A 21,209-nucleotide genomic window follows, 5' to 3' on the forward strand; every position below is an offset into this window, starting at 1 on the left:
AGAAAGAAAGGAAAGGAACAGGGAAAGGCGTCCGGCAAATGTAGAAGGCTTTCGGCACTCTTACAGAAGCCAACAACCGGGTCGGGGTTGCCTGGGTTAGGGCCAACGGCGCAGAAAGATTTTTATGGGTCGCGGGCCGGAGCTTCCCCGACGGCCCGGCAGAGTTCTGGCGGGCACCCCGGGGTTTTTACCAGGGCTCCATAGAGTTCTATGGAGCCCCCCGAAGTTTTCACGAGGGCCTTTTAGAGCTCTGTAGAGCCCTCCGGGGTTTTCACGAGGACCTTTCGGAGCTCTGTAAGGAACCCGCAGCTTTTCCCGAGGTTCCGAACGAAATCGGGCCCGGCCAGCCAACCCGCCCGTCACCCGCCTAATACCCGTACTTCGGACCCCACCACTGCTTGAGCCGCTCCTGGATCTTGGCTTCGGTGGCGTTGTGGCCGGGGTCATAGAACCGTTTGCCGCTCAGGGCGGCGGGCATAAACTCCTGGGCGGCGAAGCTGCCGGCGTAGTCGTGGGAGTACTGGTACTCGTCGCCGTAGCCCAGCTCCTTCATCAGCTTGGTAGGGGCGTTGCGCAGCGGAATGGGCACGGGCTGCACGCCCTGCTGCCGCACCAGCGCCCGGGCCTCGCGGATGGCCTTGTAGCTGGCGTTGCTCTTGGGCGAGGTAGCTAGGTACACCACCGTCTGCCCCAGGATAATGTCGCCCTCGGGCATGCCGATGACCGTCACGGCCTGGAAGCAGCTCTGGGCCAGCATCAGGGCGTTGGGGTTGGCCATGCCCACGTCTTCGGAAGCCAGAATGAGCAGGCGGCGGGCAATGAACTTGGGGTCTTCGCCGCCCTCCAGCATCACGGCCAGGTAGTAGAGCGCCGCGTTGGGGTCGGAGCCGCGGATACTCTTGATAAAGGCCGAAATGACGTCGTAGTGCATTTCGCCGCCTTTGTCGTAGCGGGCCAGGTGCTGCTGGGCCAGCTGCTGCACCAGCTCGTCGGTCACCACGATTTCGCCGGTCCGGGCATCGGGCCGGGCCGACTCGACCACGATTTCGAGCAGGTTGAGCAGCTTGCGGGCGTCGCCGCCGGAGATGGTGAGCAGGGCGTGGTAGTTCTGCATGCGCACCTTTTTCAGCTTCAGCACCTCGTCCTCGGCCAGGGCTTTGTCGACGATGTCGGTGAGGATGTCCTTGCTCAACGACTCCAGCACGTACACCTGGGCCCGGCTCAGCACGGCCGGAATCACCTCGAACGAGGGGTTCTCGGTGGTAGCCCCGATGAGCGTGACGATGCCCTGCTCCACGGCGCCGAGCAGGGCATCCTGCTGGCTTTTGCTGAAGCGGTGAATTTCGTCGATGAACAGCACCGTGCCGCGCTGCTTTCTGGCCCGCTCAATCACCTCGCGCACGTCCTTCACTCCGGCATTCACGGCGCTGAGGGCGGCAAAGGGCTGCTTCAGCTCGTGGGCCAGCAGGTGGGCCAGGGTGGTTTTGCCCACGCCCGGCGGCCCCCACAGGATGAGCGAAGGCAGCCGCCCGGCCTGCAGGTAGCGCCGCAGCACGCCCTCGGGCCCGATGAGGTGCTGCTGCCCGGAATATTCATCCAGCGTGCGGGGACGGCGGCGCTCAGCCAGCGGGGCGCCGGGGCGGGCGGTGAGCAGGGCGTTGAAAGCAGCAGGTTCGGGAGCGTCGAAGAGGGAGCCGGTAGCCATAGAAAGGAAAGTAGCGCGAAAAGGAAGTAGCCGGCCGGGAGCCGGGAAGCCGGCGGCACGAAGCCGAAAAAAAGGACGCGCGGCAGCCAAAAATCGTTCGGACTGCCCGTTGGTACGCGCACCACAAAGTTCGCGCTACTACCTTCGTCCGCAATGAAAAATTCCGCGAAAGTCCACGCCGCCCTGTTCCTGGTTTCCCTGATCTACGCGGCCAACTACAGCCTGTCGAAAGACGTGATGCCGACCTACATGGGGCCCTTTGGCATCGTCACGCTGCGCATTGTGGGGGCGGCGCTGTTCTTTGCCGCGGCCAGCCGGCTCGTAGCGCCCCAGGACCGGCTTATCGGCCGCGCCGACAACGTGCGGGCCATCATCTGCGGCGTGACTGGCATCGGGGTCAATCAGCTGCTGTTTTTCTCGGGACTGAACTACACCTCCCCCATCAATGCCTCGCTGCTGCAGACCATTGCCCCCATCGTGGTGGTGCTGGCCTCGGCGGTGCTGCTGGGCGAGAAAATCACCCTGACCCGGGTGCTGGGCATCGGCGTGGGAGCCGTGGGCGCGGCCACCATCATCCTGAGTCGGGACGCGGGCGGCCTGGCGTACCCCAACGCCACGCTGGGCAACATCCTGATTCTGCTCAACGCTACCGCCTTCGGGGTGTATCTGGTGCTGGTCACGCCACTGATGCGCAAGTACCACCCGTTCACGGTGCTGGCCCGCATCTTTCTGGTGGGCGCGTTCGTGGCCGTACCCTTCGGCTGGCGCGAAACCCTGGCCACCGACTATGCCGGCTTTCCTACCTACATCTGGGCCGAAATCGTGTACATGGTGGTCTGCCTGACCATTCTGGCCTACCTGCTCAACAACTGGGCGCTGAAGTATGCCTCCCCGGCCCTGCTGGGCGTGTATATCTACCTGCAGCCGGTGCTGGCCGTCATCATTGCCGTGGCTTTGGGCAAAGACCATTTCACCCCGGCCCGCGCCGGGCAGGCCCTGCTGATTTTCACTGGGGTGTGGCTGGTGAGCCGCAAGCCAAAACCGGCTAGCCAGTCCACCGAGCTCCCGATACCCTTCGAGCCCGTTCAGGACTAGCCCCGCGGATTCCGCCCCGGCCGTCAGGCGCTACCACGTCCGAAGGCTGCCCCGCGCCTTGGCATCACTTCACCACGGCGCTGCTTTGCAGGGGGGCCGGTATAAAGTCATGGGCATTGTGCTACGGGCGGAAGCAAAACCTGTCCGGTGAAAATCACCTGACAAGCCGTTTTGTGGGCAGTAACGGCAGGAGTGAATCGGCTGCGAATAATGCACTTTATTAAAAAAATAGTGCCTGAAACGTTCATTTCGAAACATTTCTCCGCCTGGCAATTGCACTAAGCCAGTTCTACTTAAATATTTTAATTTATGAATATTTAGTTGCTCATAAATTTGCGGCAAGCCTATTAATTATAAATATTTTAGTAAATAATTTAATTAAATCAGCAAAGCCTTCTTTTGCTCTTCACGCCCATGTCCCCTTTCGGGTGGCCTGGCCGCGCCGTGCTGCTCTCTTAGTTTGCCCGACCCGGTCGTTCTAGTTCCCTTTTTTCACCCTTAACCTGTTAGTCTGATGCGCACTTGTACAGCCAATTCCCCCCTTCTGCCCGAGCAGCCGGCTGCTCCGCTTTCGGTCCGGCGCCGGCCCCTGGCCGCGCTGCTGGCCCTGCTTATCACCCTGCTTAGCCTGGGCTCCTCGGGCGGCGCCTACGCGGCCGCCGACAGCAAGGGCACCGATTTCTGGCTAAGCTTTCCCGGCAACTATGCCAGCGGCGCGACTCTAACGCTGTTTGTGACTGGTGATGTAGCCACAACCGGAACTGTAGCCATTGCCGGGTTAGGCTTCACGGCTACTTTCAGCGTTACACCCGGCACGGTCACGTCGGTACCTATTCCTACCAACGCCCAGCTTTTTGCGTCCAACACGATTGAGAACAAAGGCATTCACGTAACCGCGGCCCAGGAAATAACGGTTTATGGCCTTAACCGACAGCAGTTCACCACTGACGCCTACCTGGGCCTGCCAACTGACGTGCTGGGCACCGACTACATCAGCCTAGGCTATACCAGCCTTGATTTCTTTGACCCCAACGTCGGTACCCAGTTCAATGTAGTTGCTACCGTGGATGGAACGGTGGTAACCATTACCCCCTCCGTAACCACTGATGGCCGCACCGCCAACGTTCCCTACAACATTACCCTCAATCAGGGGCAGACCTACCTGCTCAAAAATACCGGCGCTTACCCTACTGACCTGTCCGGGTCCTTCATAACCTCAACCCAGCCAATAGCCGTATTCGGGGGCAATAAATGCGCCAACGTTCCGCATAACCACGCCGCCTGCGACCATTTGGTGGAGCAGTTGCCACCCACCACTGCCTGGGGCAAAAACTTTGTTTCAGTTCCGCTCAAAACGCGGCTCAATGGCGACACCTTCCGCTTTCTGGCTTCCGTTAATGGAACCCAAGTGCGGGTAAACGGCACACTGGTGGCGACGCTTAATCGAGGGCAGTGGCATGAGCGTATCGTCAACGGCAGCGCCCAGATTGTGGCTACGCAGCCGATTCTGGTGGCCCAGTATTCCAACGGCACCACCTTCGACAACGTCACATCCGACCCGTTCATGATGCTGGTTCCGCCTTTTGAGCAGTTTCTGGGCAGCTACACCGTCACGACGCCGGCCTCTGGCTTCAGCGGCAACTACATCAACGTGGTGGCCCCGGCGGCGGCGGTAGGCACCGTAACATTTGATGGCGTGGCCATTCCGGCCGGCAGCTTCAGCGCCATTGGCAGCAGCGGCTTCTCCGGGGCCCAGCTCACCGTTGGTTTGGGCAGCCATACCATCAACGGCAGCGGCTTCCCCATCGGCGCTTTCGTGTATGGCTTCGACCAGGCCGACTCCTACGGCTACCCCGGCGGTATGTCTCTCTCGCCGGTAGCCACGGTTTCGACCGTCACGCTGGACGTGCAGGGCGGCACCGGCCAGGTGGGCACCTCGCACTGCATCACGGCTACCGCCCGCGACCAGTTTAACAACCCCGTGGTGGGCGTGCGGGTTGACTTCACGGTGAGCGGGGTGAACAGTGCCTCGGGCTTCGAGAATACCAACGCCAGCGGCGTGGCCACCTTCTGCTACACCGGCCTCAACCCCGGTACCGACAACGTGACGGGCGCCGTAGGCTCGGTAAGCCAGACGGCCCAGTTTATCTGGACCGGCGGCTGCAGCATTGTGCTCAGCGCGGCCCTGACCAAGGTGACCTGCCCCGGCGGCACCACCGGGGTCATCGACCTGAGCGTAGCCAATGCCACGGCTCCGATAACGTACATCTGGTCGAATGGCAGCAGTACCCAGGACCTGGGCGGGCTGCCGGTGGGGACCTACACGGTAAACGTGACGGATGCCAACAACTGCACGGCCACGGCGGCCTACACCATCACCCAGCAGCCCGACGTGGCGCCACCGACGGCCCTGGCCAAAAACATAGCGGTACAGCTGAACGCCACCGGCACGGCCACCATCACCCCGGCCATGGTCGACAACGGCAGCTCCGACAACTGCAGCTTTGGGTTGAGTCTGAGCAAAACGAGCTTCAACTGCTCCAACGTGGGGGCGAATACGGTAACGCTGACAGCTACCGACAACAGCGGTAACACGGCCTCGGCCACTGCCGTGGTAACCGTGCTCAGCAACCAGGCCACCCCCATCATTACCAGCGCTCCGTACCCGGGGCTCCAGGCCAATACGGGCGGCATTCCGACCAACCTCTACATCGGCTACGGCAACCAGAGCGTGCAGCTGAATGCCACCACGCCCGGGGCCGTCAGCTACCAGTGGACGCCCGCCGCGGGCCTGGTGGGTCCGAACCTGCCTAACCCCATCTACAGCGTCACCAACACGCCCGGCGACTATACCTACACGGTAAAAGTGACCAACCAGTACGGCTGCTCGGCCACGAAAAGCGTGACGATTCGCGTAGTGGATGCCCGTTGCGGCAACTACAACGAGCGGAAGGTGCTGGTCTGCCGCAACGGGCAGGTTTCGTGCGTGCTCTATCCGCAGGTGGCAGCCATTCTGAGCGGCCCGGGTCAGAACAGCATCGGCATCTGCCCGGCGCCGGCCAGTCGTAGCACCGTGGGGGCCACGGTGGGTAGCCCGAATGAGCTGGCCATCTACCCCAATCCCGCCAAGGAGCAGGCTATCCTCTCCTTCCGGGTAGCTGCCGACACGCCGGCCCAGCTCCGGGTTTACAACCAGCTCGGCGTGCTGGTAGCCACGCTCTACGACGGCAAAGCCAGTGCCGGCCAGCTCAACACGATGACGCTCAGCAGCCAGGATCTGGCCAGCGGCGTGTATCAGTGTCGGCTGCTCACCGGCGGGCAGTCGGAAACCTCCCGGCTGGTGATAGTAAAATAGAAACGAGGGTGGTTTAGTAAAGAGCTCCGGGGCGCCGCCCCGGGGCTTTTTGCGTTTTGCCAAGCTCGCGCAAACGTGCCGGCAGCCTACCGCGGCGCCGGGAAACGCCGATTCCTTGCTGTAAATTCGACCCTGCTTTCTCTAACCGCCTGCTTATCCGCTACCGTGCGCTTCCCACCCGTATTCCGCCCGCTTTTCCTGGGGCTGATTCTGCTTTCTGCCGCGGCAGCAGTTGGCCAAGCCAACCCGGCGGCGGTTCCGCCGAGCCCTGATACCATCCGGCCGAGAACCTACACGTACCGGGAAACCATGCCCGTCTTTCCCGGTGGGCAGCCCAAGCTGCTGGCCCTGCTCACCGACAGCCTGCGCTATCCGGCCCAAGCCTGGCGCGACGGGGTACAGGGCAAGGTCTATCTTTCCTTTACCGTGGACCCTACGGGCAGCGTTACCGACATCTTCGTAAAGCAGGGAGTCCGGGCCGACCTCGACGCGGAGGCCCTGCGCAATGCCCGGCGCCTGACCACCGTGCGCTGGGAGCCGGGCACCCAGAATGGCCGGCCGGTGCCGGTAGTATACACGATGCCGCTGACGTTCACCCTCACCCCCACAACGGCACCAGGCCCGCAGCCCGACTCGCTCGACGTAGATGGCGGCAAAGCCTCCCTGCTACCGGTTTGGTCCTGGGCGGCCAGCCAGCAACAGATTCCCGCCGACAAAGGCGTCCTCTACGGCAGCTGCGTGCAGCGCCTGGGCTTCAGCAGCGGCGGCTTCGGGCAGTACGCCCGCCTGGTCAACCTGACCACCCGTCAAGCCTTCCGCATCAACGTGAAGCCTGCGTTCAGGTCGCGGCGGGAAAACCGCTTTTGCGTGGCCCTGCCGCCCGGCCGCTACGCCCTGCACTACTACCAGTACACGGCCAGCAAATGGTACGGCGGCGAAATGCACACGGAACCCTTGCGCAAAGCCCGTTCCGGCCCTGCGCTGGCCGACACGCGCTACCTTTTCACCGTGCTGCCGGGTCAGGTCAGCTACGTGGGCACCTGGAATTTCTCCCAGCCCGGGCAGCCCGCCTTCACCAACGTCAAAGGCCAGCTCGATGCCGATGCGCAGCCCGTCTATAAACACCTGAAACTGGCCGAAGCGGCCACGGCCCTGCCGCGCTGAAACTGCCGCTATCAGCAAAAGCAAGGCCCGCTGTGCAGCACAGCGGGCCTTGCTTTTGCCTGGCCGAAACCGGGAAGCGCTACAGGTGAATCACCTCGCCGTAGGCCGCGGCGGCGGCTTCCATGATGGCTTCCGACATGGTCGGGTGCGGGTGCACCGACTTGATGATTTCGTGGCCCGTGGTTTCGAGCTTACGGGCTACAACGACCTCAGCAATCATTTCCGTCACGTTGGCCCCGATCATGTGGGCACCGAGCCACTCGCCGTACTTCTTGTCGAAGATGACCTTTACGAAACCGTCCTTGGCACCGGCGGCGGAGGCTTTGCCGGAAGCCGAGAACGGGAACTTGCCTACCAGTACGTCGTAGCCCTGCTTTTTGGCTTCAGCTTCGGTGAGGCCCACCGAGGCAATTTCGGGCTGGGCGTAGGTGCAGCCGGGAATGTTCTGGTAGTTCAGCGGCTCGGGATGATGGCCCGTAATCTGCTCGACGCAGATGATGCCCTCGGCCGAAGCCACGTGGGCCAGCGCCGGGCCGGGCACGATGTCGCCGATGGCGTAGATGCCGGGTACGTTGGTCTGGTAGAAATCATCGACCACCAAGCGGCCCTTCTCCACTGTGATGCCCAGCTCTTCCAGACCCAGGTTTTCGAGGTTGGTGCTCACGCCCACAGCGCTCAGCACCACGTCGCAGTCGATCTGCTGGTCGCCCTTGGCCGTTTTCACGGTCACTTTGCAGCCGTCGCCGGCGGTATCCACGCTGGTTACCTCGGCGCTGGTGAGGATGTTGATGCCGATTTTCTTAAACGACTTCTCCATCTGCCGCGACACTTCCTCATCCTCTACCGGCACGATGCGGGGCAGAAACTCGACGATGGTCACCTCCGTGCCCATGGTGCGGTAGAAGTAGGCAAACTCGACACCGATGGCACCCGAGCCCACCACCACCATGCGCTTGGGCAGCGCCTCCATGGTCATGGCCTTACGGTAGCCGATGATTTTTACGTCGTCAATCGGCAGGTTCGGCAGCTGGCGCGAGCGGGCCCCGGTGGCCAGGATAATATGTTTGGCTTCGACGGTTTCCTTGGTGCCGTCGGCGCGGGTTACCTCCACCTGGCCGGGGGCCAGCAGCTTGCCGGTACCGAGCACGGTTTCAATCTTATTTTTCTTGAACAGGAAATTGATGCCCTTGCTCATGCCATCGGCCACGCCGCGGCTGCGCTGCACCACGGCATTGAAGTCAAAGCTCAGCTCCCCGGCTTTCAGGCCGTAGTCCTGGGCGTGCTGGAGGTATTCGTACACCTGGGCGCTTTTGAGCAGGGCTTTGGTCGGGATGCAGCCCCAGTTGAGGCAGATTCCCCCCAGCGACTCACGCTCCACCACGCCTACTTTCAGTCCGAGTTGGGAAGCGCGGATGGCGGCTACGTAGCCTCCGGGGCCGCTGCCAATCACGACCAGGTCGAATTGCAATGCCATATTTTCTTGTGTTTTATGTTGTTTTTTTTGTCCTTTGTGAAAGCAGCCCGCCAATTCATTCTTGCTTAAACCAATCTGCGGCAGAATTCTGCCGGGTCTGGCAGAAGGTGGCGTGGTAAAGATAAGCACCGAATCCATCTTCCGACGCTAAGTCCAGGTTTCGTCCGGGCTGCTCCAGTGCCCCTGCCAATAGCTCTTTTGCTCGTTCTGCCCTCCTACTCACCGCTGCCCTTTATGAAACACTTCTTCGCGCTGCTCCTTATTAGCGCCGCCGCCCTGCCAGCCGCCCACGCCCAGCAAACCCTCACCGGGGCGACGGCTTACGCTGCCCCCGCACCCGCTGCCGGCGGCGGCTCCGCCGTCACTACCACCAAAGCAGTGAGGCGCCTTTCCCACGGCGAATCCAAAGCCCAGCTGCGACTGGCCGAAGAAACGCTGAAAACCAGCCCGCGCAACGCCGAGGCGCTGCTCGGCCGGGCTGAGGCCCACGTGGGGCTGAAAAACTACAAAGAAGCGCTGGCGGACTACAGCACGCTCATTAAAATGCAGCCAACCAACCCGGAGCTGTACTTTGGGCGGGCCCTGGCCCAGCTGCGCGACGACCAGCTGGCCCGCGCCGTTGCCGACTTCACCAAGGCCCTGAGGCTCAATCCCGGCCACGCGCCTAGCTTGATGTACCGGGGCATGGCCAAAATGCAGCTGCTCAACTACAAGGGGGCTGTTCCGGACTTTGCCAAGGTCATCCAGCTCGAACCAAACAACGCCGAGGCCTACGAGTACCGGGGCATCTGCTACTCGCACTCCTATCAGGAAAAGCTGGCGCTGCCTGATCTGGAAAAGGCCGCGGCGCTGAACCCCGAGGCCGAAAAGACCCTCAAGCGCTACCGTACTCATAAATAACTAGCTGCTATCAGGTTAGCAAGCTCCCAGCCCGCCGGCTCGGGAGCTTTTTTTTGGCTAAAGCACAACCTCGCCGGCCACTTCACGTCTTACACGCTGCATCCCCACTGCCCGGTGACGGGGCCCCTGTTTTGCCTGATTCTCCGAATTTTATACCCATGAAAAACCTGTCTACCGTTCGTTTGCTTGCCGGTGCAACCTTTGTGCTGCTCCTCACCCAGTGCGCTACCACCGTTGAAAAAGACAGCCCGGGTTCGCGCCGCGCCGTAGCCAGCGTGCCGGCGGCCACCGCGGCCACGGCTGCCGTGGTGCCGGCGGCCACCAGCCCTACTGCCGCCGCCCCGGCGGCCAGCCCGGCCCCCGATGCCGCCGTTACTGCTTCGGCCGCGCCTGCTGCGGCCGCCCCGGCCGTGGTAGACGCCGCGGCCCGCAAAACCAATGCGGACTATAAAAACGACATCCGCTACGCCGACGCCATGCTCAAAGCCTCGCCCCGCAACGCCGACGCGCTGCTGGTGCGGGCCAAGGCCAAAAGCCACCTCAAGGACTACAAAGAAGCCGTGCTGGACTACAACACGCTGCTGCGCCTCAAGCCCACCAGCGCCGAGGGCTACTACAACCGCGGCCTGACCCGCCTCAAGCTGAAGCAGTACACGCCCGCCATCAGCGACTTTTCGAAGGCGCTGAAGTACAAACCCACCGATAAAGAAGCCCTTTTCGGCCGGGGGGCGGCCAAAATGCAGCTCTTCAACTTCGGCAGCGCCATACCCGACTTCACCAAGGCCATTGCCCTTGACCCGAGCTACGCCGACGCCTATGAGTACCGCGGCATCTGCTACTCGTCCATCAACAAGCCCAAGGAAGCCAAGACTGACCTGGAAAAAGCCACCCAGCTCAATCCCGACGCTGCCAAAAGCCTGCGGCGGTACACCGGCAATGAGTAATAGCTGGTTGTTGCCAACGAAACCACATAAGCCTGCCTGAGCCCCAGGCAAAGGCTCACTACCAAAAAAAGCCCCGGCGTAAGCGTTACGCCGGGGCTTTTCTGTCGGCAGGGTTTGCTACGCCGCGCTGCCCGCAGCTACTTCCCGCCAAACAGCAGCTGCACGTAAAAGCTCGGCTTGCGCAGCCGCTCGCGCATATCCAGGTCCATGAACATGCTGGACAGGGTTTCGGCCAGGGTAGGGTTGTTGACGGCCCGGTTGGCAATAAAGTTGAACAGCGTGGGGAAGTTCAGCAGGCGCTGCATGGCCCGACTCAGGCGCAGCTCCTGCCCCAGCCGTCGGTACACGGCCGCGTCGTACTGCTTCAGAAAGTCGGGCGAGAAGTCCTGGGCCGCCACGGCCTGTGCGGCCCAGTCGGCGGCGTGCCGGCCCGACACCATGGCGTGGCTGATGCCTTCCCCGCTGAAGGGGTCGATGAGGGAGCCCGCGTCGCCGAGCAGCAGGTAGGCGTCGCCGGACAGGGCGCGGCGCTTGGAGCCCAGCGGCAGGCCGAAGCCGCGCACCGGCCCCAGGCGGGTGGCCCCGGCAAACCGCTCTTTCAGCGCGGGATGGGTATCGAGCATTTCGGCCAGCCGCTCGCGCAGGTTCACCTTCCTGGCCGACACGGCCTTGGTCAGCATGCCTACGCCCACGTTGGCCTGGCCGTTGGGCAAAGGAAATACCCACAGGTAGCCGGGCAGAAAGTCCTTGATGAAGTGCAGCTCGATGAAGTTGTCGGGGCTCAGGCCCGTCACGCCGTCGTAGTAGGCCCGCAGGCCGGCGCAGTGGTGGTCGGGCTCCAGGGCGTGGCCGGCAATCTGGCGGGCAAAGGCCGACTGCGCCCCGTTGGCCACCAGCAACACCCGGGCGGTAGCTACCGTGGTGCCGTCGGCCGTGCGCAGCCGCCAGCGGCCGTCGGGCAGCCGCTCGTGCTGCGTGATGTCGAGGCCCTCCCGAAAGTCGATTTCGGGCCGCAGGCGCACTTCTTCCACCAGAAAGTTGTCGAAGTCGATGCGCTTGGCAATGTGGCCGGCGGCAGCATCCCGGGTTTTGTCGAAGTCGGGCTTGAAGGGAATGCCGAGGCGGCGGCCGTTGGGCGCGAAAAAGTCGATGCCCCAGCTGGGCACCTGCATGGGCGCGGCCGTGAGGCGGGCGGGCAGCTCCGGGCCGATGCGGCGCAGCTCGTTGATAACCTTACCGCTCAGCGCATCGCCGCACACTTTGTCGCGGGGGAAGGCGGCGCGGTCGAGCAGCAGGCAGCGGTGGCCGGCGTTGGCCAGGTGCAGCGCTGCCGTGGCCCCGCCCGGCCCGGCCCCCAGAATACAGATATCGACTTCCACTGACTGGTTTTTGGTTGGTCGTTTTTGGTTTTTGGCTTGCTTGCGGCCGCTAACCAACAACGAAGATGGGGACTTGTCGGCGGCATTCAGTCAGCCGACCTGGCGAGGAAGCAAAAAACCGGTTGTCACCGCCCCAAAACCCGTCGTCTTTTGCTGCTAAAAAGGCAGCGAGCTAACCCGGCTAAAAACCGAAAACGAATAACTAAAAACCATAAATCACCCACCAAAAACCAAAAAACCTATCTTCGCCCCATGACAAAACTGCTCGACGGAAAAGTGGCCCTGATTACGGGCGCTTCCAAAGGAATTGGCCGCGCCATTGCGGTGCATTTCGCCCAGCTGGGGGCGCAAGTGGCTTTCACCTACCTTTCCAGCGTGGAAAAAGGCGAGGCGCTGGCGACGGAGCTGGCCGCCCACGGCACCAAAGTAAAAGGCTTCCGCTCTGACGCCTCCGACTACGCCCAGGCCGAAAAGCTGGTGGAAGACGTAGTGGCCGAGTTTGGCAAGCTGGATATTCTGGTCAACAATGCCGGCATCACCCAGGATGGGCTACTGATGCGCATGAGCGAAAATCAGTGGGACCAGGTGCTGGCCGTCAACCTGAAGTCGGTGTTCAACCTCACCAAGGCCGCCACCAAGCCCATGATGCGCGCCAAGGCCGGCTCCATCATCAATATGAGCTCGGTGGTGGGCGTGAAAGGCAACGCGGGCCAAAGCAATTACGCCGCCTCCAAGGCCGGCATTATCGGCTTCACCAAGTCGGTGGCGCTGGAGCTGGGCTCGCGCAACATCCGCTGCAATGCTATTGCTCCCGGCTTTATTGAAACCGAGATGACCGACGCGCTGGACCCGAAGCAGGTGGACGAGTGGCGCAAAGCCATTCCGCTACGCCGCGGCGGCACGCCCGAAGACGTGGCCAAAGCAACAGCATTCCTAGCCTCCGACGACTCGGCCTACATCACCGGCCAGGTGCTGCAGGTGGATGGCGGCATGCTCACGTAAGAAAAATAATTCCGGGGCCAAGCCCTGCCTCCGCGAAAAGCCCGGTCCCGTGACCGGGCTTTTTTAGTGCCGGTTAAGTTCGTTCCCGTCCCGCCCGGGCGTAGTGCAGTGCCACTACTTTTCCTCCGGCCAACAATCCGCGCGCGGGCCGGTTCTACCCCGGCTTCGCTCTCCGGCGCGGCAAGTTCCTCGGGTCCCGTCCCAAAGACTCCCCGGCCCTGACCAGCCGAAAAAAAATTTACAGCCGGCTTAAAGTAAAGGCCGGCGGCGTGCGTCATTAACCCTGTGGGCACCCGGCCTACCCTCACCTTCCAACGTCCTAGCGCCCCCGCCCCCGGAAGTCCCCGACTTGCCGCCCGCCCGGCTGCGCCCGACCCTTGACCCATGAAATTTCTGGTACCCGTTGCTTTGCTGACGGTAATCACCGTTGGCTCCGTATTGCCCGTTTGGCTGCCGCTGCCGCTGCCTGCCCGGTTCCCGGCGGCCCAGCCGGCTTTGCTCGTTAGGCACGTCAGCCCCGCCGCGGCCCCGGCGGCCAGCCAGCTGGTCGGCTTCGTTTCCAGCTCCGTAGCGGCTTCAGCGCCCAGCTTGTTGAGGGAAGTGTATTTCTACGAAGGCCAGTACGTGCGCCGCGGCCAGGTGCTGGCCAAGCTTAGGGTGCGCGCCACCAAGGCCTCCGCCTACCTGACGGCTGCGCACGACGGCGTGCTGTCCCGCGCCCGGGTTGCCGTAGGCGAGGTGCTGACGCCGCAAGTGCCCCTGGCTACGCTCACCGACCAGACGCGCCTGCTTGTGCGCCTGCACCCGGCCGCTGCCCGCCACCTCCACGCCGGCGACAGTGTGCAGATTTCGCTCGTGAGTACCCCCGCAGCGGCAGTACGGGGCAAAATCACGGCGTGGCAGGATGCCGCCAGCCCAACGCCGCTGCTTACGCTGCAGCTGCACCGGTCATTGGCCGGGGCGGCCATTGGGGTTTCGCTGCTGGTGGGCGCCGCGCCGGCCGCCGGGCGGGTACAGGTAGCGGAAGCGGCGCCCGCGCCCAAGCGGCAGCAGCTGGTGTATTCGCCCGCAGTGGCCCAGGAATAGCAGGTGCCGGCTGCCAGCGCGCAACTCCCTAACTTCGCCGGGCTGGCGGCCACTGAATGGCGGCCGCCGGAAGCAAGCAACTATGCCGCTTGTTTCGGGGTTCTTGGTGCTCCATCTGTTTCTAGCCGTCTTTGATTTCCGTCGCTGCTTCTCCCTGGTTGATTTTGCTGTGTCTGGCCGCGGGGGCGGGTTACGCGGCGCTGCTGTACTCGGCCAAAGCGCCCTGGAGCAAGGCCCTGAACCTCGGCCTGGCCGCCCTGCGCTTCGTGGTGGTGAGCTTCCTGAGCTTTTTGCTGCTTTCGCCCTTCCTCAAGACCACCAGCACGACCACCGAGCCGCCCACCGTGGTGTTAGCCGTCGACGACTCGCAGTCGGTGGGCCTGTTTACGCCCGCGCCGGTGTTGCAGCAAGCCACTGCCGGCCTGCAGCAGCTGGCGGCCACGCTGCGCGGCCGCGGCTTTACGGTCGAAACCCGCACGCTCCGGGCCGCCCGCCGCCCGGCCCGGCCCGACTCCCTGCAGTTTCAGACCGCCGCCACCGACCTCGACGGCATGCTCACCGGCATCAAGGACGCCTACGAGGGGCGCAATCTGGCGGGCGTGGTGCTGCTCTCCGATGGCATCGTGAACCAGGGCCGCTCCCCGGTGTATTCCGAGTTCAGCTTCCCGATTTACAGCGTGGCCGTCGGCGACACGGTGCCCAAGAAGGACCTGAGCCTGCCGGCCCTGACCTACAACCGCGTGGCCTTCAGCGGCAACAAATTCCCGATTGAGGCCGAAATAAGCTACGAGGGCTTCGCGGGCGGCACGGCCGTGGTGCAGCTGCGCGAAAGCGGCCGGGTGCTCCAAACCCAGCGCGTGCGGCTGCCCGCCGGCCGGAGCCGCCAGAAGACCACCTTCCTGGTGACGGCCCCGGCCCCGGGCAAGCGCCGCTACGAGGTGGTGATTGAACGGCAGCCGGGCGAGTTCACCCCCCTTAACAACGCCAAGTTTGCCTACCTCGAAATCGTGAAGGGCAAGCTGCGGGTGCTGCTGGCCGGCGCCGCGCCCCACCCCGATCTGAAGGCGCTGCGGGCGGCCATCCTGCAAAACGACAACTTCGACCTGACCACCTACCTGCCCGGCATTGCGCCGCTGCGGGCCCAGGAGTTCGACGTCGCCGTTCTGCACCAGCTGCCCACCCGCGGCGGCGTGGGCGCCGAGGTGCTGGCCCGGGTGCGCGCCCGCCGCCTGCCGGCGCTTTACATCATTGGGGCGCAGTCGGACCTGCCGGCCTACAACAGCCTCGGCACCGGCCTCACCATCACGCCCCGCGGCAGCCAGACCGACGAGGTGACGCCGGTGCTGAACCCGGCTTTTTCGCGCTTCACCTTCGAGGATGATGCCCCGCGCCGGTTTGCCGCCTACCCGCCCGCGCCGGTGCCGTTCGGCGACCTGCGCCTGGGCGGCGGGGCCGAGGCCGCCCTGTTTCAGCAGGTGGGCCGGCTGAAAACGCCGAAGCCGCTGCTGGTCTTTGGCGGCACGCCGGCTCAGCGCCAGGCCACGCTGCTCACCGACGGCAGCTGGCAGTGGCGCCTGCAGGAAGCCGCCGACCACGACGACCGGCCCGAAGCCTACGACCGCCTCATCGTGCGTACGCTACAGCTGCTCACGGCCAATGCCAACAAGAAGCGCCTCGACGTGTACCCGACCCAGGATGCCTTTACCACCCAGGACGACGTGACCTTTGGGGCCGAAACCTACAACACCATTTTTGAGCGCATCTACAACCAGCCAATTACGCTCACGCTCACCGACGAAAAGCAGAAAGCCCGCACCTTCAGCTTCACCACCAGCGAAGACGGCGCCCCGCTCCACCTCGGCGCGCTGCCCGGCGGCCTCTACCGCTACGCTGCCCGCGCTACGCTCGGCGGCCAGGCCCAGCAAGATGCCGGCGAGCTGCTGGTGCAGGAGCAGCAGCTCGAAACCCTCAGCGCCCGCGCCGACCACAACCTGCTCTACCAGCTGGCCCGCCGCAGCGGCTCGCGCCTGTACTTTCCCGCGCAGTTTGCCCAGCTCACCCGGGACATTCAGCAAGCCAACGCCCGGCCGGTCATCTACAGTCAGGAGAACTTAAAGGACCTCATCAACCTGAAGTGGCTGTTTTTCCTGATTCTGGCGCTGATTACGGCCGAATGGGCGGCGCGCAAGTATTCGGGTGGGGTGTAAGTCACTTAGAGAGGAAGAGAACGTCATTCCGAGCCTGCCGAGGAAACTCGCGTGGCGTCGTTGGATTACTACTTGGACGTCAGCACGCGAGATTCTTCGGCAGGCTCGGAACGACGTTCTATGAAAGTGCATACTGTTCCGGGGTAGAAGCGCGTACCTTTGCCGGCTACTTAGGCTTCTGCGTTTATTCACATGAAATTCTTTGCCCTCTCGTCCCTCCTACTTCTCACCCTTTGCGCCGGCTGTCAGCCGGGCCTCGAAAAGCAGGCCAAGGCGGCCGTTTCGGAATACGCCAGCGCGCGGATGGATGAGGCCCGCGACTACCGCGCGGGCCGTTTCGTGCTGCGCCCCTACACCCGCCGCGACTCGGCAGCCTACGCCGCCACGCTCATCGGCACGGCCGATTCTTCGTCGCTGATCCGGCCCGTGAAGCAGCCGGACTCGGTCAGAATCGGCACCTTTGTGCACCACGCCTTTCAGGAACAAACCAAAACCGGCCGCATCAGTCCCGACAGCGGCGACTTTGTGGTGTACCCCAACCGGGAAGTAGTGCAGCTGGTGGTGAAGCCAGCCAAGTAGTAACGCGAAGTTCCACTTCGTGTCCCGGCCACGCCGCCACTAATCCGTTCAACGATTTCGCGAAGTAAAACTTCGCGTTACCTCATTTCCCCCAGCCCATGCGCTACGTTCTCGTCCATAAGCCCTACGAAGTCCTGACCCAGTTTACCGACGAAAACGGCCGCGCCACGCTCAAGGATTTCGTGGATGTCCCCAACGTGTACCCCGTCGGCCGCCTCGACTACGACAGCGAAGGGCTGGTGCTGCTCACCGACGACAAGCCCCTGCAGCACCGCCTGTCGGAGCCGCGCTTCAAGATTCCGAAAACGTACTGGGTGCAGGTCGAAGGCATCCCGACCGAGGAGGCGCTGGAGCAGCTGCGCCGCGGCGTCGACATCAAAACCGGCTATACCGCCCCCGCCGAGGCCGAAATTCTGCCCGAGCCGGTGGCCGTGGCCGAGCGCAGCAAGCCCGTGCGGTTTCGGGCCAACATTCCGACCACCTGGCTGCGCATCACCATCTCGCAGGGCATGAACCGGCAGGTGCGCAAGATGACGGCCGCCGTGGGCTTCCCCACCCTGCGCCTGATCCGGGTGCAGATTGCTGACCTGCGCATCGCCGGCCTGCCCGCGGGCAAGTGGCGCGACCTGACTTCCGACGAAATCAAGGACCTCAAGGAGCTCACCGCCGGGCAGGTGCTGGGCCCGAACGACTTCAAGTCCGGGGCCCGCACGCCCGGCGCGGCCAAGTCCGGCGGCTTCTGGCCCGGCGGCGTCCGCCCCGCCGGCGACACGCGCAAGCCCGCCGCGGGTGGAGGCAAAACCGGACCGGGTAAGTTCGGCTTCAGCAAGCCCGATGCTAATAACCGCAGCGCCGGGTCAAAATCCGGCGCCGGCAGCAAGTTCGGGGGCAGCCGCCCCGCCGGCGGCAAACCGGCCGGCTCCAAGCCCACTACCGGGGGCAAACCCGGTCCGGCCGGCAAGTCGGGGGGCGGCACGGGCGGCAAATCCGGGGCCGGCCGGCCTTCGCGCCCGCGGTAAAGCGGCGGGTTGGGCTGATCCTGCTCGGCTTATTCCTGCTCGTCAACCTTGTAGCGTTCAACCACGCCTGGCACTTCACGCACTTTAGCGCCGAAGCCGGCCCGCATACGCCCAGTCCGGAAAAGCTGACGCTGCCCGCCAAGCTCGGCCTGCTGCTCATCGGCGTTGCGAATCCTAAGCCCGCTAACTCGGGCGTACCGGCCTTTCCGTACGAGACGCTGGCGCTGGATGGTCCCAACGGCCGGCTGGAAATGTGGTACGGTGCTGTGGCCGCGCCCAAAGGCCGGGTCGCGCTGTTTCACGGCTACACCAGCGACAAATCGAAGCTGCTCACCGAAGCCGGCTTTTTCCGCTCCCTGGGCTATTGCGTGCTGCTGGTGGACATGAGCGGGGCGGGCAACTCGGCCGGCTACCGCTGCACCGTGGGCTACCGCGAAGCCGACGACGTGGCCACCGCTTCCCGGTTTCTGACCCGGCAGCAGCCCACGGCACCCGTGGTGCTGTACGGCGTGAGCATGGGCGCCGCCGCCATTCTGCGGGCCGAAGCGGAGCTGGGCGTGCGGCCCGCCGCCGCCATCGTGGAGTGCCCCTACGGCAGCATGCTCGAAACGGCCCAGAACCGGTTTCGGGCGATGGGCGTGCCGGCCTTCCCGCTGGCCAACCTGCTAGTGTTCTGGGGCGGGGCGCAAAACGGCTTCTGGGCCTTCGGCCACGATGCCCGCCGCTATGCCCGCCTAATTCGTACCCTTACCCTGCTTATGTACGGGCTGGCTGACCGGCGCGTAACCCGCCAGGAAGCCGACGGCATCTTCGCGGCCCTGCGCGGCCCCAAGCAGCGGTACTACTTCCCCGGCGTTGGCCACGAGCCGTACTGGCGCCGCGCGGCTGCTGCCTGGCAAAGCCAGATTCGGTCGTTTCTGCAAAGCACCGCCGCCAGCCGGCAGTAGCCAGCCTTTCCTTGTCCTGCCGGCTGCCGCCGGGTGCCCTTTGCGGTGCCCGGCGGCTTCCTTGTGCGGGCATGGCATCCTTGACTCTGTGCAACCAGTGGCTAGCAGTAGGTCCATGCCCTGCATTCGCTGCTGCTGGCCTCCAGGTCCCAGTAGCACTATTTGCTGCTGCCCCAAGGCGTCCTGGGCTCTGAATAACCACCTCCGGCACCAGGTAACCAAAAGTTCTTTCTATACTAACCTCTCCCAGCAGCAGTACTGATCAAAAGTGGCGCTGTTTGGTATTTTTTTCACCTTCAACGCCTTACCCAGGGTGGGTAACCACTCACTTTCGATGTAATAAAATAACGGCCGGAGTTGGGTTGTTTTGCGGAAACCCGTTACTTGCGAAACTTAACACAAACGTAACATGGAAGTCCAAACAGTAAAATACCCTGTTGTTCGCAACTACGTAGCCGGCCGGTTTGAGGACGACCAGACGCGCCGGACGATGGACGTGGAAAGCCCGCTGACGGGTGAGGTCATTTCCACCCTGCCCCTGTCGGGTGCTGCCGAGCTGGACCGGGCCGTGCAGGCCGCCAAGGCGGCCTACCCTACGTGGTCGGCTACGCCCATCAAGGAGCGGGTACAGATTTTTTACCGCTACAAAACCTTACTGGAGCGCGACATGAAGGCCCTAGCCGACCTCGTGCGCGAAGAAAACGGCAAGACCTACGACGAAGCCCGCGCCGAAGTGGAGAAGGCCATTGAGCTGACCGAGTTTGCCTGCTCCCTGCCCCAGCTGATTCAGGGCGAGTTTCTGGAAGTGAGCAAGGGCGTGGAGGCCCGCGTGGAGCGCAAGCCCCTGGGCGTAGTGGCCAGCATTGCCCCCTTCAACTTCCCCAACATGGTGCCCCACTGGACCATTCCGAACGCGCTGGTGCTGGGCAACACGATGATTCTGAAGCCTTCGGAGATAGTGCCGCTCAGCGCCGGCCGCATTGCCGAGCTGCTCCACGAAGCCGGCCTGCCCGACGGAGTGCTCAACATCGTGCACGGCGACCGGGAAATCGTGGAAGCCATCTGCGACCATCCCGACATTCAGGCCGTGTCGTTTGTGGGCTCCACCGCCATTGCCAAAGTGGTCTACATCCGCGCCACCAGTAACCTGAAGCGCTGCGTGGCGTTGGGCGGGGCCAAAAACCACCTGCTGGTGCTGCCCGACGCCCACCCCGAAATGACGGCTTCCAACGTGGCCGCCTCCATGTCGGGCTGCGCGGGGCAGCGCTGCATGGCCGGCTCGACGATGGTCGGCGTGGGCGCCGTGGACGGCATCGTGGCCAAGATCGTGGAGGAAGCCCGCAAGATCGTGCCGGGCCAGAACCTGGGCTCAGTGATCAGCAAGGCCGCCAAGGAGCGCATCGAAAAGCACATTGCCGAAGCCGAAGCCGCCGGGGCCAAAGTGCTGCTCGACGGCCGCAACACCACCGTCGCCGACCACGAGGGCGGCTACTACGTGGGTGCCACCGTCATCGACTACGTAACGCCCGACATGCGCATTGCCCAGGAAGAAGTGTTCGGGCCGGTGCTGGCCATCATGCGCACCACCACCCTGGACGAGGCCCTGGCCATCGAAAACGCCAACCCCTACGGCAACGCGGCGGCCGTGTTTACCAGCAGCGGCAGCAGCGCCCGCTACGTGATGGACCACGCCAACGCGGGCATGATTGGCGTCAATATCGGCGTGCCGGTGCCCCGGGAGCCGTTTTCCTTCGGCGGCTGGAACGACTCGAAGTTCGGCGCCTGCGACATCACCGGCAAAAGCTCCATCGAGTTCTGGACCCAGCTCAAGAAAACCACCACCAAGTGGAACCCCGAGTCGCGGGTGAACTGGATGAGCTAAGACTCAATAGAACGTCATTCCGAGCGAAGCCGAGGAATCTCGCGTGCAGCAGTAATCAAATCGTCCAACGATACGAGCGAGATGCCTCGGCTGCGCCCGGCATGACGTACAAATTCCTTGAGTTTCTACGTGTACATCCTAATCAATCCGGCCCACACCGTGCTCTACACCGGCGTTACCAATAATTTGGAGCGTCGCCTGCACGAGCATAGCGAAGGGTTGGGCGACGCTGGAAAGTTCACGGGACGTTACCAGTGTAACCTGCTGGTATACTTTGAAATCAGCCCCAATGCCACGCAGCCTATTGCGAGAGAAAAGCAAACCAAGAACTGGACTCGCGCCAAAAAGGAATTTCTCATCAACACCCTGAACCCGACCTGGGAGCCGATAGACCTCCAAACCTGGAACGGCGGATGATGCCCTCTTGCGACAGCACGCGAGATGCCTCGGCTTCGCTCGGCATGACGTTCT

Annotated in this window: 16 protein-coding genes; 13 read left to right on the forward strand and 3 right to left on the reverse strand. The window is 63.4% G+C overall.

Going from position 1 to position 21,209, the window contains the following annotated elements; genetic code table 11:
- Nucleotides 1–367 precede the first annotated feature (367 nt).
- Nucleotides 368–1,705, reverse strand: a complete 1,338-nt coding sequence (locus ABD842_RS20880) for a replication-associated recombination protein A (RefSeq protein ID WP_345117983.1) — start codon at nucleotides 1,703–1,705, stop codon at nucleotides 368–370.
- Between the two features lie 153 nt (nucleotides 1,706–1,858).
- Between ABD842_RS20880 and ABD842_RS20885 the strand changes: the two genes are divergently transcribed.
- The 3 genes from ABD842_RS20885 (at nucleotide 1,859) to ABD842_RS20895 (ending at nucleotide 7,319) form a co-directional block, all read left to right on the forward strand.
- Nucleotides 1,859–2,800, forward strand: coding sequence for a DMT family transporter (locus tag ABD842_RS20885; RefSeq protein ID WP_345117984.1), 942 nt, complete (start codon nucleotides 1,859–1,861; stop codon nucleotides 2,798–2,800).
- Nucleotides 2,801–3,314: 514 nt separating this feature from the next.
- Entirely contained in the window at nucleotides 3,315–6,155 is a 2,841-nt protein-coding gene (locus ABD842_RS20890) for a T9SS type A sorting domain-containing protein (protein ID WP_345117985.1), read from the forward strand.
- 309 nt (nucleotides 6,156–6,464) lie between these two features.
- Nucleotides 6,465–7,319: an energy transducer TonB gene (locus ABD842_RS20895; RefSeq protein WP_345117986.1), complete on the forward strand. Its 855-nt coding sequence runs from the start codon at nucleotides 6,465–6,467 to the stop codon at nucleotides 7,317–7,319.
- A 79-nt stretch (nucleotides 7,320–7,398) separates the two neighbouring features.
- Here the strand turns inward: ABD842_RS20895 and lpdA are convergent, their stop codons facing one another.
- Complete coding sequence (gene lpdA / locus ABD842_RS20900; protein ID WP_345117987.1) at nucleotides 7,399–8,793, reverse strand: dihydrolipoyl dehydrogenase; 1,395 nt, start codon at nucleotides 8,791–8,793, stop codon at nucleotides 7,399–7,401.
- A gap of 234 nt (nucleotides 8,794–9,027) precedes the next feature.
- Between lpdA and ABD842_RS20905 the strand changes: the two genes are divergently transcribed.
- Together ABD842_RS20905 and ABD842_RS20910 are read left to right on the forward strand one after the other, a co-directional pair.
- Nucleotides 9,028–9,693: a tetratricopeptide repeat protein gene (locus ABD842_RS20905; RefSeq protein ID WP_345117988.1), complete on the forward strand. Its 666-nt coding sequence runs from the start codon at nucleotides 9,028–9,030 to the stop codon at nucleotides 9,691–9,693.
- A gap of 158 nt (nucleotides 9,694–9,851) precedes the next feature.
- Nucleotides 9,852–10,637: a tetratricopeptide repeat protein gene (locus ABD842_RS20910; RefSeq protein WP_345117989.1), complete on the forward strand. Its 786-nt coding sequence runs from the start codon at nucleotides 9,852–9,854 to the stop codon at nucleotides 10,635–10,637.
- Nucleotides 10,638–10,774: 137 nt separating this feature from the next.
- On the opposite strand, the gene ABD842_RS20915 is transcribed toward ABD842_RS20910, so the two are convergent.
- A complete protein-coding gene (locus ABD842_RS20915) occupies nucleotides 10,775–12,016 on the reverse strand; it encodes a geranylgeranyl reductase family protein (protein ID WP_345117990.1) in 1,242 nt (413 codons plus the stop codon).
- Nucleotides 12,017–12,268: 252 nt separating this feature from the next.
- On the opposite strand from ABD842_RS20915, the gene fabG reads away from it, so the two are divergent.
- From fabG to ABD842_RS20955, 8 genes are all read left to right on the forward strand, one after another.
- Entirely contained in the window at nucleotides 12,269–13,018 is a 750-nt protein-coding gene (gene fabG / locus ABD842_RS20920) for a 3-oxoacyl-[acyl-carrier-protein] reductase (protein ID WP_345117991.1), read from the forward strand.
- A gap of 384 nt (nucleotides 13,019–13,402) precedes the next feature.
- On the forward strand, nucleotides 13,403–14,104 hold the full coding sequence (locus ABD842_RS20925; RefSeq protein ID WP_345117992.1) for an efflux RND transporter periplasmic adaptor subunit: 702 nt from the start codon (nucleotides 13,403–13,405) through the stop codon (nucleotides 14,102–14,104).
- A gap of 131 nt (nucleotides 14,105–14,235) precedes the next feature.
- Entirely contained in the window at nucleotides 14,236–16,311 is a 2,076-nt protein-coding gene (locus ABD842_RS20930; RefSeq protein WP_345117993.1) for a VWA domain-containing protein, read from the forward strand.
- 192 nt (nucleotides 16,312–16,503) lie between these two features.
- Nucleotides 16,504–16,890 (forward strand): hypothetical protein, encoded by a 387-nt coding sequence (locus ABD842_RS20935; protein WP_345117994.1) that lies wholly within the window; start codon nucleotides 16,504–16,506, stop codon nucleotides 16,888–16,890.
- A gap of 98 nt (nucleotides 16,891–16,988) precedes the next feature.
- Complete coding sequence (locus ABD842_RS20940; protein WP_345117995.1) at nucleotides 16,989–17,909, forward strand: pseudouridine synthase; 921 nt, start codon at nucleotides 16,989–16,991, stop codon at nucleotides 17,907–17,909.
- Between the two features lie 251 nt (nucleotides 17,910–18,160).
- Nucleotides 18,161–18,856, forward strand: coding sequence for an alpha/beta hydrolase (locus ABD842_RS20945; protein ID WP_345117996.1), 696 nt, complete (start codon nucleotides 18,161–18,163; stop codon nucleotides 18,854–18,856).
- Nucleotides 18,857–19,265: 409 nt separating this feature from the next.
- Nucleotides 19,266–20,738 carry a CoA-acylating methylmalonate-semialdehyde dehydrogenase gene (locus tag ABD842_RS20950; RefSeq protein ID WP_345117997.1) on the forward strand — a complete coding sequence of 491 codons (1,473 nt, stop codon included), beginning with the start codon at nucleotides 19,266–19,268 and terminating at the stop codon, nucleotides 20,736–20,738.
- Between the two features lie 129 nt (nucleotides 20,739–20,867).
- A complete protein-coding gene (locus tag ABD842_RS20955) occupies nucleotides 20,868–21,155 on the forward strand; it encodes a GIY-YIG nuclease family protein (protein ID WP_345117998.1) in 288 nt (95 codons plus the stop codon).
- Nucleotides 21,156–21,209: the final 54 nt, after the last annotated feature.

Source organism: Hymenobacter algoricola (assembly GCF_039539525.1).
GTDB lineage: Bacteria > Bacteroidota > Bacteroidia > Cytophagales > Hymenobacteraceae > Hymenobacter > Hymenobacter algoricola.